Raw genomic sequence first — 12,740 nt, forward strand, 5'->3', positions numbered from 1 at the left:
GTAGGGACAAAACGACCGATCGGCTATGCCTTAGAGTGACCATTTCAGTACAGCGTTTTGATCCCTAGCAGTTCGATCTTGGCAGTCTCTACAATGCTCGGAATGTTTCAATTGCCGCTAGGCGAGACTGCTTTAAATCGACAATCGGCTGAGGGTAGTTCAATTCTAGTTGAGGATTTTTGGCAAAGGGTTGGTGAATTTGTTTGGCATCCAAATCTGCGAGTTCAGGTAGCCATTGACGTAAATAATCCCCGTTCGGATCAAATTTCTGAGATTGGCTGATCGGGTTAAAAATCCGAAAATAAGGTACAGCATCTGTACCCGTCGAGGCGCACCATTGCCAACCGCCATTATTGGCCGCTAAGTCGCCATCGACAAGGTGCTGCATAAACCATTGCTCCCCCAACCGCCAATCGATCAGTAGATTCTTACTGAGGAACATGGCACAAATCATCCGCACCCGATTATGCATCCAACCCGTAGCCAGTAGTTGACGGATCCCTGCATCGACAATTGGAATGCCTGTCTGACCTTGCTGCCATGCAGCCAAGTCTTGTGGTGCATGGCGCCATTTTATTTTTAAGGTTTTGGTTTGAAACGGCTGGTGCTGAGATACCTGCGGGTAGTCAAATAAAATGTGTTGGTAAAATTCACGCCAAAGTAGCTCATCGAGCCACGTTTGTTGCCCTCTGTGGTCGATCTGGAAATAGCCACCTTGTTCACGAAACAGGGCTTGCAGACATTGGCGAATAGACAAGATGCCCAAGTTGAGATACATGCCAATTCGACTGGTAGCATTGAGCGCTGGATAGTCCCGATCATCAGCATAACGACTCAGATGTTGTTCTATAAATTCATCTAAGCACTGCTGTGCATGATTTTCCCCAATCGGCCAAAGCTCGATTTGAGCTGCTAACAGCCCTGCGGGATAAAAAGGACGAAGATCGAATTCGGTTTGCCACAGCGGATGCGAGGCGAGAGCCGCTTGGGCTTCAATAGCGGGATAACAAGTAGGCAGACTGATACTCAATTTTTCGTAGCAATTTTTCTTAAATGCACCGAAAACTTGATAAGGATGTCCAGATTGATTGCGAATACTGCCAACAGGAAACAGGGTGCGGTCATGGTACAGCTCAACAGAGATGTGCTGCTGTTCTAATAACTGTTGTACTTCGCGATCTCGTTTAAGTTCATTCACACCATGTTCAATATGTGCATGAACAGTGTGTATATTGAGCTGAGTACATAAGGTTAATAGCTCAGTGGCGATGTCTGACCAATCGGGAATATGCTGAATAATCAGTGGAATATTTAGTTCAGCCAATTGCTGTCGCAAAAGTTCCAGTTGGGCAAGATAGCGATGGATTTTAATGGGGGCATCGTCATGCCTTGCCCATTGTTCAGGAGAAAGCGCAATAAAGGCAATCGTTGGACCAGACTGTGTCGCCTGCCACAGTGCGCTATGGTCATGTCGTCTTAAATCTTGTCGAAACCAAACCAGTTGCATGTTTATTGCCTCGTTTGTGTTGGAAATATCACTGGAATTACGGGGGTATCTAGTGGTAATGAAATTATCTAAAAAATCGATTTCTATAAAAAACCATATAATATCTATGGTTTAAGTTAACCGATTGCGCACAATTCTGTCAGCTTAAGCGTACAAGCAACGAAGTTTTTGACGCTAGGCGCACTTTTAAATTTTACCTAAGATGAACTCATACAGGAACAGGACGTTCCGGAACATAAAACAATAACAAAGTGTTCACCATCAGGACTGTGAAGCAAGACAGGAGTCATGCTTAAGTATCCATATAGAAAAAGCCCGACAGGATGTCGGGCTTTTTCTTTGTTTACAGGTCAGCTCATTTTCTAGAATCAGAGCATGTCTTTAAATGGTACTCGAGATAAAAAATCCCCTAAGCCGAGCCTTAGGGGAGGAAAGTGAAGTGAGCCGGTTGTGATTATTATGCTGATTACATGAGCTGTGACTGCATCAACAATTATGCTGATTTAGCCTGCACAACTTGCTGCTGTTGAGCTTCCAGTTCACGAACCAGTGGCAACACTTTTTCGCCAAAGTATTCCACTTCTTCAATGAAGTGGAGAAAACCTGAGAGAACCAAATCGACACCTACACTTTTGAGTTCCACAATGCGTTCGGCAATTTGTTGTGGCGTGCCAATCAGATTGGTTTTAAAGCCGTCGTTATATTGAACCAAATCTTCAAAAGTAGATTTTGCCCAGTTACCTTCGCCTTCTTTGGTGGATGCACCTGCTTCACGAGTTGCATCGCCAAAGGCATTGACCGCTTCGGTATTGGCATTGTCGATAATAGCTTGAAGCACCGCTTGGGCTTCTTCCTCCGTATCTCGGGCAATAATGAAGGCATTCACCCCGATTTTGACCTGATGGTTGTTAGCTTTGGCTTTTTCACGAATATCATCGATCTGCTTTTTCAACTCAGCAGGGGTATTGCCGTTGGTGAAGTACCAATCGGAAACACGTGATGCCATGTCACGTGCTGCACGTGAACTGCCACCTTGGAAGATTTCAATATGCGGTTTTTGTACCGGTTTCGGAGATAGAGTGTAGTCTTTAAATTGATAGTATTTACCATCAAAACTAAAGTTATCCTGCGTCCAAACGCCTTTTAGGCTACGAATGAATTCTTCAGAGCGCGCATAGCGTTGATCATGTTCGGGCCATTCTTCACCAATCGCATCAAACTCTCCACGGAACCAACCACTTACAACATTAATCGCAATACGGCCATTGGTGAGATGATCGATGGTCGCCAATTGTTTCGCAGCCAGAGCTGGTTTCCAAGGGCCGGGTAAAATCGCGGCAATGACTTTGAGCTTTTCGGTTTTGGCCAAAATACCATGACTGAAACTCACCGACTCATGTTGATTTTCCGCGTTATAGCCTGCGGTAAAACGAATTTGAGTCAGCGCATAATCAAAGCCACTTTTTTCTGCAGCTTGTGCCAAACGCACGTTATAGTCATAGCTCCAATCGGTACGCTGTTCAATATTACTGACCACCAAACCACCACTGACGTTTGGTACCCAATACGCAAATGTAATGTTTTTTTCTTGTACTGACATTTTGCAAACCCTCGGGATCGAATTGTTAAGCTGTGGTGTTTAGGCCACTTGCGTTTTTGGCTTTTTACTATGCAGTCGAGCTTCAGCGGCATCCAAACTTGGAACAGCTGCAGAAGGAAGGACTTCTTCTTGCTCGATTTGCTTATTAATGCCCAAGTTTTGGTTGGCTTGTTGAGACTTGGCTTTCACCACTTCAGCACGCTGACCTTTGGCTGGAGCCCATTCCAAAATCGGCAGCGCACGTGCTACAGCTAAAGTAATGCGGTCACGGAGTAATTCACTATGAATGGTGTATTCAGGGGTGAAATCATGATCTGTTGCATAGACTCCGATTGGTAATGTTTGCGCTTGAAAGAAACTGAACAATGGACGCAGTTGATGTTCAAGCACTAAAGCATGGCGTTCAGAACCACCCGAAGCTGCAAGCAAGACAGGTACATCCACCAAGGCAGTTTGTTCGACAAAGTCAAAGAAGTGTTTAAACAGGCCTGTAAATGAAGCACGGTAAACTGGTGTTCCAACAATCAGTGCATCAGCAGCTTCAACGGCAGCAAGGTCATCTTGTACACGTTGCGGCAATTGGTTACGGTAAATCGCCCCACCTAATAAATTGCCAATTTCGCTAAACTTAATAAAATGTACATTGATTGGAGTCGCATCGCCGAGTTCATCAACAATGGCTTGTACCATAGCTTCAGTTTTAGATGGATTGTTTAGACCACCTGACACAGCAACAATATTCAGGGGTTTTTGTAGATTAACTTGAGACATTTTTTAAACCTAAAAGTGTGGTTTCTCGGAATGCCTTTTATTAATCCCGATGGGTGGATCACTGTAAAATAACGAAAATCAGAAAAGTTATCTGATTTTTAGATATGTTGGAAAAACCAGAAGATTCGTGAAATTTCAAATTTTAAACTGTTGATATTTCAACATATAATGCTTAGATATAAGCATTTTTACTGTGTTGATAAAATTTATATGAAAATATGATTAGATTTAAAGATTTATAGAAAATGCGAAAAAAGACGCATTTTAGGTGAAAATCTACATTTTAAATGCAAAAAAATAAGTTCTTGCATATCCTTCACATAGCATGTGTGGTTAGAATAGGGTCATTGTGCACAAGATCTCTCACGTTGCTTATGAATATTTTAATCGTTGATGATCACCCGCTGTTTCGTCATGCTTTAATTCAGGCGGTTCGTTATAGTTTGCCTCAGGCGCAAATTCATGAGACTGCAGCAGTCAATGAATGCTATGAACGTCTTGAAAATGGCCCTGAGCCTGATCTTGTGTTATTGGATTTAAACTTGCCGGGTGCTTCAGGCTTTTCTGCCTTGGTGCATATACGCGCACAATATCCATCGATTCCAATCATTGTGGTCTCTGCGCATGAAGAAGCGTCGATTATTCAACGTGCGATTGCACATGGCGCGATGGGTTATATTCCAAAATCTGCGCATCCAAGTCACATTGGTGAAGCGATTCGTCAAGTCTTAGAAGGCGAGATTTGGTTACCACCAAATTTACCAGCCAATATGAACTTTGACCCACGTGCTGCAGATGAAACAGCATTGGCAGAACGTATTCAGTCTTTAACACCGCAACAATTCCGCGTGTTAATGATGGTGGCGGAAGGTTTGTTGAATAAACAAATTGCCTATGAGTTGGATGTGTCTGAAGCAACCATCAAAGCACATGTGACGGCGATTTTCCGTAAGTTGGGCGTACAAAACCGAACTCAAGCTGTTTTGGCAATTAATGCATTGAATATTGAAGAAAAGAAAATCTAAGGATTTTTTCAAAAAAAAGACCTCCATCGTGGAGGTCTTTTTTTATGCTGTTTAAGCGATAGAACAATGCGAATTAAACCAATAACTGATATTACGCACCTAAAAGTAATTTCGCATTTTTAAAATGATTTTTAAGTCAGTTCGACGGAGTCTTACATCTAGGGATTAAATAAAGGGATCAGCCTTCGGCTGGAGGTACTTTTGTTTCGGCAAAAGTACCCAAAACCATTGTCATCCGCAAAACTCGTTCACTTGCGCCAAATTATTCAAAGTATCGCAAAAACATTTGTGATTAGAAGTCGTCCTGTCTCAAACACTTGCGGATGACGTTACCGCGTATCGTTCTTTTATTTGAATCAAATTGTGCTTCTGATGTTACTGCGTAACATCAGTTAATACCTTATATAAACAACTTCAACAATAACTTAAGCAATATAGTCTTGCTTAGGCGTCAAATCCGTACAGTACAAAGGGTTGAGCGCACATTGCAGTTCATCAATTTGTTCATCGGACACATAGCCGCGCGCTTTGAGATAATCCGCGACACGGTCATCACGTAAACTCAGGAAAGCCGCATCATAAACACCCAAATCCACAAATAGGGCTGCAGTTTCTAAGCTGTTAAAACGATCCAGATAAACATCATTGTCATACATCAGGAAGATATGGTCTTGCTTGGAGTTGGCATCGACATTCAAACGTTGTGCCAATTCAAATGGCGCTGTTTTAATAAACAGTAAATCAGATAATTCATCAAACTGTGTTTTATCCAGCTGGTTTTTGTCGGTTTTGACTTTACCGAGCCAAGCTTTAAATACTAAGACCGCACCACCACGCAGTAGCATGCTCCAAATCTGATGACGGGTGTCCAAACCTAAGCTATTGGATTCTGCTTCTAAATTTTGCAGCAGTAGATCTTCTTGTTCTGCCAGTCGATCGAATAAGCCAAGACCTTGGGGTTTGTAAGCATTCGGTGCAAAGACATCAAAATTCAGTTCATCAAACACTTGTAACGCGAGAGGAACGGCACTGCGATAGAGTGTTTCCAACGCTTCGACTTGCACATCACTTAATTTGCTGAACTTAAATAGCTGACGCCAATCGATCTCTGGCAAAATGGCATTGGCACCATACTGACGATGAAACTGTAGATTTTGATCAAAACCATGCGGCATTGTTTCTGAAATATTCACAAGATCACTCCTAATATGCGGGGGAGATCAGCTTCTCAAGTGTTGAGTTATGACGCTTCTTGAATTGGCTTGAAACTGATCAACTTCTTATGAATATTTTTAAAACGAACGGCCGCAGCTAAATATACGACTAAAGTTTTAGTTTTTATTTTTGGTTATAAAAATATGATTTAAATCAAATAGATTTTTAATTGTAACTAAGTGTACAAGTGTTCACTCACGCATTCGATATCTTTTGCCATAGGCAATCTTAATTTGATATTTATGGCTAATAAATAGACGAAATATCGGGGCTATTTTGAATGGTCTTGCCGTTGAGACAAATTTTTTTGCCAGTTAGGTAAGTTTAAGTAAAAGCAAGGTAAACAAAAGCCCATTTCATGTGAATGAAATGGGCTACTTTTCACAGAGCGATGTCCTGTAACAACGCTACTGATTTGAAATTTTTAAACCAGATAACCATGAACGCAGTGAAGCCGGTTTCAATGGTTTTTTCAGTAAGACGATGTTTAACTCTTTTAGACGTTGCGGTAGTTCAGGATCAGAATCTGCGGTAATCAGCGCCACAGGGACATTTTCCTGACGGTTATCTAAAATAAAGTCGAGACCGATCTTGTTGTTATTCAAGTGTTGGTCAACCAACCAAACTTGAATATTTTCTTGTTGAATCAACTCCATGGCCTGTTCAGGTTCAGTGGCTTTAAAGACTTGATAGCCCCATTTGGTCAGTAAGGTCGACATCCCTTCCAAAATGGTTTCATCATTGTCTAAGCACAGAATCTTATAGGCTTTGGTCTTCAGCGGAACCGCTTGAGTCGGTGCAGCGACCACTTTTGGCGCAGCGACCACAGGCACTTCAATCATAAAACACGAACCATGACCAAGTTCTGAGAACACATGCACTGGGTAGTCGAGTAGGCTGGTCATGCGTTGCACGATGGCTAAACCTAAGCCCAGGCCCTGTTCGCCCCAAGGAGAGGTATGTCCACAGCGTTCGAACTCTTGGAACAACTTAATGCGCTGTTCTTCCGCGATCCCTGGACCTGTATCCCAAACGCCAATACGAATATGTCCTGGACGTGCTGAACGTAGCACACCCACCACAACACGACCACGCGCCGTATAGCGTAGGGCATTGCTGACGAAGTTTTGAATAATACGACGAATCCACTGTGGGTCGGTGTCAATCCAGAACTGAGCATCATGTACGGTCAGTTTGATATTACGCTGTGCCGCAATCGATTTAAATTGCAGTTCAAGATCGCTGAGTAAGTCATGCAGCGGATAAGGCTGACGTTTTGGTTGAATGGTTCCACCTTCGAGTCGTGCGATATCCAAGAGGGCAGAGAGCATACTTTCCGCACCATGCAGCGCACGATCTAGTTGCTGAAGCGTTTTACGATCATCGTCATTTTGTACGCTTTGCTCGAGGGCGGTACTGAACAGGCGAGCAGCATGCATCGGTTGCAATAAGTCATGGCTTGCAGCAGCAATGAAGCGGCTTTTCGACATATTGGCTTTATCGGCTTGCTCACGTGCCAATTGTTGTTCGGACAGGGCATCTGCCAACTGTTGGGTACGGTCTTGTACACGCCCTTCAAGCAAGGCTTCATTTTCACGGAATGCGGTAATATCGGCAAAGGTCGTGACGAAACCACCGCCTTCGATCGGGTTCCCGCGCATCTGAATTACACGACCATCTTTACGAATTCGTTCAAATTCGTGTGCGCTGCCGACTTGCATCCAATGCATACGTTTACGCACATGTTCTTCGACTGAACCAGGACCACATTCGCCGCGTTCAGCGTTATAACGAATCAAGTCTGAAATTGGGCAACCGACATAGACAATGTCTTTTGGATAATCAAACAGTTTGAGGTATTGATTATTCCATGCCACCAAACACATATTTTCATCAACCACGGACACACCTTGAGTCATATGGTCGATCATGGTCATGATCAGGTTTTGGTTAAAGCGCTGCCACTGTGAGGCTTGGTCAAGAATATTGGCGACCTGACCGAGTGCTAAACCATTATTGACCATGGCTGTGGTGAGTAGGGTACGGGCAGATGCCGCACCGATGGTGCCGGCAAGATACTGTTCGGTAAAACGCCACCACATGCCGTTGGCGCTGCTATTTTCATTCAAAACCACATTGTTTTGTGCGCAGAACTGGTTGAAGGCGCGCATAGTTGGACCTTCACCGGTAATGCGTTTTGCCAAAGTAATCAGATCACCTACTTTTAAGCGTGCCACATCATGGTGAATATAGCTGATGTCGTTTGATGTACTTTGAGCCGGGAGGGGCTTGGTTTCATAATAAAAGAAACTTTCGGCCTGAATTTGCTCGGCAACACTTGGACGGAAGACGCGGGAAATCCAAATATAGAGGGTGATATTTAAACCGAGTGCCCAAACTACGCCATGGGTAAGTGGATCGAAAGATTCAAACCCTAACAGTGCTTCAGGACGTAACCAACTCAAGCCTAGCGGACCCTGACTTAAAAGATTTTCGGTAAATGTTTTAAATTGTTCAGGCAGGCTACGCAATACGGTTGGTAATAACAGGGTATAAGCCCACATGCCAAAGCCGACCAACAGACCTGCATATACGCCTTGCTTACTTCCGCCGCGCCAATATAAACCACCAATTAACGCCGGTGCAAACTGTGCCACAGCACTGAAGGCCAATAGGCCAAATACCGATAATTGGTCAATGTCATTGAAGAAATGGAAGAACAAGAAGCCCAATAACATGACCGCTAAAATACATACACGACGTGTGAATTTCAGTACGAGTGGTAGGCGTTTGTCATGACGTGACAATAAGCGTGTACGCCACAGTGCAGGCATGATCAAGTCATTACTGAGCATAATCGACAAGGCCACTGACGACACCAACAGCATACCTGTCGATGCTGAAAAACCACCGAGAAACGCAAGTAAGGTCAACCAGTCTTGGTTATAACTCAAAGGCAGTGAGAGCACGGCAACATCGGGGATTGCCAAGTAGGCAGGTGCTGCATGCAGCGCCCAACTGGCAATCGGGATGATCGCGATAATGGTTAAAATCAGATAAATGGCAAACCAACGACGAGCACCACGGATATGCTTTTCATCTCGCAGTTCAACCACCGCGACATGGAACTGACGTGGTAGACAAATAATCGCTAATGCAGCCAATAAAGTTTGAATCCAAAAGCTTTCTGGCACACCTTTGAGCTGAACATCTTTAAAGGTGGTGTTGATGTCATGGCTGATTTGAGCCATGTTTTCAGGTGATTCAAAAACAAAGAAAAATGCGACTGCAAGTAGTGCAAACAGCTTGACGAAAGACTCAAATGCCACAGCCAACATTAAGCCGCCGTGCTGTTCAGTATTGGCAATCTGTCGTGTCCCAAACATCATCGCCAAAATCGCCAATACACCAGTCAAAAACAGCACACTATTGGTGGTGCTGGTCAGACCAGCGGTCGGTTCTAAAATGACCGTTGCACTTAGGGCAATTGCACGTAGTTGCAAGGCTAAATAGGGAATAATGGCAATCACGGCAAGGATCGTGACTAATGACGCTAAGGGGCCACTTTTACCATATCGTGCTGCTACAAAGTCGGCAATCGATGAAATGGCATGATGCTGACGGACACGGCCTAAACGTCGCCAAATATCATAGCCGAGCGCAACAAATAGCAGCGGTCCTAGATAGATCGGCAGGAAAATAATGCCCTCACGAACCGCGGCACCTGTTGCGCCATAAAACGTCCAAGATGAACAGTAAACCCCTAAAGTTAGACTAAAGAGAAGCATTCTGCCGCGAGTACTGAGCCTGCTGGCATGCTTTTCACCAAAGAATGCACATACAAAGAGTAATGCGATGTAAAGGGCCAATACCCCGACGATAAGCCAACTATTCATAGAGCCTGCAGCATATTAATTCTCGCTTAATGATAACGCATCCATAGGCTTAGGGAGGTTATTGCTCAAAATTTAACGACCAAAGTCTAAATTACAAGAGATAAGGAACATTGGTAAGTTTAGCTTCGAAATAATTCGAATTAGAAAATTGCGCGCCAAGGTTCGGCGTAAGGAGAACATTATGGATGAGAGACAGGTAGAACAAATTCTACAGAATCCAAAATTTAAGGAAATGGTTAGCCGTAAAAGTAAGTTGAGCTGGACTTTGACGATCATCATGTTGGTGGTCTATGTCGGCTTCATGCTACTTGTGGGCTATAACAAAGAGTTCTTGATGCAATCCGTGAGTGGTGGTGTAACCACGATTGGTATGCCATTAGGTTTGAGCATTATTGTATTGTCATTCCTGCTCTGTGGTGTTTATTCGTACATTGCAAATAATAAATTAGATGCATTAAACGAAGAAGCAATGCGTGAAGTAGAAGCAATTACTCAAGAAAAAGGACTTCACTAAGATGAAATGGAATTCATTGAAAGCAACAGCACTGGCGGCTCCCGCTCTGCTCATGTCAAGCATGGCAATGGCAGGACCAGATTTAGGTGAAGCACAGCAGCAAGCGACCAACTGGCACGCAATTATCATGTTTGCCATCTTTGTAGGTTTTACGCTGCTAATTACTAAATGGGCTGCAAAACAAACTACCAACACTGCAGATTTCTATACTGCTGGTGGTGGTATTTCAGGTTTCCAAAATGGTCTAGCGATTGCCGGTGACTATATGTCAGCAGCATCGTTCCTCGGTATTTCCGCAATGGTATTCAGTTCAGGCTTTGATGGCTTGCTGTATTCATTGGGCTTTATGGTGGGTTGGCCAATTGTATTGTTCTTAGTAGCAGAGCGTCTGCGTAACTTAGGTAAATTCAACTTATCTGACGTTGTATCGTTCCGTTTGGCTGAAAAACCAGTACGTACATTGGCAGCAATGAGCTCGCTGGTGGTTGTAGCGTTCTACCTAATCGCACAGATGGTAGGTGCAGGCCAGTTAATCAAATTGTTATTCGGTCTAAACTACAACATTGCGGTTGTGATTGTTGGCTTGCTGATGATGGCGTATGTAATCTTCGGCGGTATGTTGGCAACGACTTGGGTACAGATCATTAAAGCAGTGATGCTACTTTCTGGCGCAACGTTCATGGCATTCATGGTCATGAAGGGCGTGGGCTTCAGCTTCTCTGAAATGTTCTCACAATCTATTCAAGTTTTCTCTAAAGTTCACGAAGTGACTTTGGCAGAAGCGGGCAATATTATGGGGCCTGGTAAATTGGCTGCGAACCCAATTGATGCGATCTCTCTAGGTCTGGCATTAATGTTCGGTACAGCAGGTTTACCACACATCTTAATGCGTTTCTTCACGGTTAAAGATGCCAAAGAAGCGCGTAAATCAGTGGTTGTAGCAACAGGTTTCATTGGTTACTTCTACCTACTGACTTTCATCATTGGTTTTGGTGCGATCCTTTACGTTTCAAACAACCCACAATTCCTTGATGTTGCAAAAATGGCGGTAACTGGCAAGCTAGAGCTTGTTGGTGGTAACAACATGGCTGCGGTGCATTTATCTGATGCATTAGGCGGTGATTTGTTCATGGGCTTCATTTCAGCGGTGGCATTCGCAACGATTCTTGCAGTTGTTGCAGGTCTAACATTGTCTGGTGCTTCAGCTATTTCACATGACTTGTATGCAAACGTATTCAAGAAAGGTCAAACAACGCCAGAATCTGAACTTCGTATGTCTAAAATCGCGACTTTAGGTCTTGCGATCTTCGCGATGATTTTAGGTATCTTGTTCGAGAAACAAAACGTTGCATTCATGGTTGGCTTGGCGTTCTCTGTAGCAGCATGTGCAAACTTCCCAGTACTTGTATTGTCTATGTTCTGGAGAGGCTTGACCACTCGCGGCGCAGTGATTGGCGGTTTAGTAGGTCTGCTTACAGCAGTGACCCTAATTATCTTATCTAAAGCAGTTTGGGTAGATACATTCGCAATCTCTGAAACACCAATTAACCCATTCAATGGTCCTGCTATCTTTGCAATGCCATTGGCATTCATCTGCTGCTGGTTGTTCTCTGTGACTGATAATTCAGCACAAGCACAAGCTGAGCGTAAAGCATTCGATGCACAGTATGTACGTTCACAAACTGGTATTGGTATCTCTGGTGCTTCAGATCACTAATCTTAATCGCCTAAAAAGCCCCTAATAAGGGGCTTTTTTTATATTTAGTGAATGATATGACGCAGAGGTTTGTAGACAAATCTCTGTCCTATTTGCGTGTATAATTTTCTCCATTGATCGACATTTTCCAATGGCCTTGATCATCTTGATAAGGCGAGCGCTGAATGGTGAATTGTTGAGAGAAATTATCCTGACCGATGCTAAAGCTCTGATCACCAAAACTGCTCAAATGGGCTTTTATTCGCGACTGTTCAGCACCACTGAAGGTTTGGTTGGCAATACTTTTTTCAGTATGTTCTTGATGGTAATACGTCACTTCGCCCGACGATTTGATCACTAATTCACTGTGGTTGTTTTGCCAAGTCCCCACATAATTTTCATGGCCTTTGAGGAGCGGACTGTTTTGTGTACAGGCAGAGAGCATGAGCAGACAGAGGGGAGCAAATACGAGATGTTTTTTCATAATGAAATCTACCACGCAGGAGATTTCTTTAA

The 12,740-nt window shown here is 43.6% G+C and carries 9 protein-coding genes; 3 read left to right on the forward strand and 6 right to left on the reverse strand.

Annotated elements, in window-relative coordinates:
• Positions 1–88: 88 nt before the first annotated feature.
• From FTU83_RS00950 to msuE, 3 genes are all read right to left on the reverse strand, one after another.
• A complete protein-coding gene (locus tag FTU83_RS00950; RefSeq protein WP_180105513.1) occupies positions 89–1,507 on the reverse strand; it encodes a deoxyribodipyrimidine photo-lyase in 1,419 nt (472 codons plus the stop codon).
• Positions 1,508–2,000: 493 nt separating this feature from the next.
• Positions 2,001–3,107: a dimethylsulfone monooxygenase SfnG gene (gene sfnG / locus FTU83_RS00955; RefSeq protein WP_078190545.1), complete on the reverse strand. Its 1,107-nt coding sequence runs from the start codon at positions 3,105–3,107 to the stop codon at positions 2,001–2,003.
• Between the two features lie 39 nt (positions 3,108–3,146).
• Entirely contained in the window at positions 3,147–3,878 is a 732-nt protein-coding gene (msuE, locus tag FTU83_RS00960) for an FMN reductase (RefSeq protein ID WP_180105512.1), read from the reverse strand.
• A gap of 374 nt (positions 3,879–4,252) precedes the next feature.
• Between msuE and FTU83_RS00965 the strand changes: the two genes are divergently transcribed.
• Complete coding sequence (locus tag FTU83_RS00965) at positions 4,253–4,903, forward strand: response regulator transcription factor (protein WP_078190543.1); 651 nt, start codon at positions 4,253–4,255, stop codon at positions 4,901–4,903.
• 425 nt (positions 4,904–5,328) lie between these two features.
• Here FTU83_RS00965 and FTU83_RS00970 read toward each other — a convergent pair whose 3' ends face one another.
• Together FTU83_RS00970 and FTU83_RS00975 are read right to left on the reverse strand one after the other, a co-directional pair.
• Positions 5,329–6,096, reverse strand: coding sequence for a hypothetical protein (locus tag FTU83_RS00970; RefSeq protein ID WP_180105511.1), 768 nt, complete (start codon positions 6,094–6,096; stop codon positions 5,329–5,331).
• Between the two features lie 429 nt (positions 6,097–6,525).
• Positions 6,526–10,014 carry a PAS domain-containing hybrid sensor histidine kinase/response regulator gene (locus tag FTU83_RS00975; protein ID WP_180022766.1) on the reverse strand — a complete coding sequence of 1,163 codons (3,489 nt, stop codon included), beginning with the start codon at positions 10,012–10,014 and terminating at the stop codon, positions 6,526–6,528.
• A 181-nt stretch (positions 10,015–10,195) separates the two neighbouring features.
• On the opposite strand from FTU83_RS00975, the gene FTU83_RS00980 reads away from it, so the two are divergent.
• Positions 10,196–10,528: a DUF485 domain-containing protein gene (locus FTU83_RS00980; RefSeq protein ID WP_078190540.1), complete on the forward strand. Its 333-nt coding sequence runs from the start codon at positions 10,196–10,198 to the stop codon at positions 10,526–10,528.
• Position 10,529: 1 nt separating this feature from the next.
• Complete coding sequence (locus FTU83_RS00985) at positions 10,530–12,245, forward strand: cation acetate symporter (protein ID WP_180002715.1); 1,716 nt, start codon at positions 10,530–10,532, stop codon at positions 12,243–12,245.
• A gap of 88 nt (positions 12,246–12,333) precedes the next feature.
• Here FTU83_RS00985 and FTU83_RS00990 read toward each other — a convergent pair whose 3' ends face one another.
• Complete coding sequence (locus FTU83_RS00990; protein ID WP_180008801.1) at positions 12,334–12,708, reverse strand: hypothetical protein; 375 nt, start codon at positions 12,706–12,708, stop codon at positions 12,334–12,336.
• Between the last annotated feature and the right edge of the window lie 32 nt (positions 12,709–12,740).

It is taken from the genome of Acinetobacter sp. YH12152, assembly GCF_013418285.1.
GTDB lineage: Bacteria > Pseudomonadota > Gammaproteobacteria > Pseudomonadales > Moraxellaceae > Acinetobacter > Acinetobacter amyesii.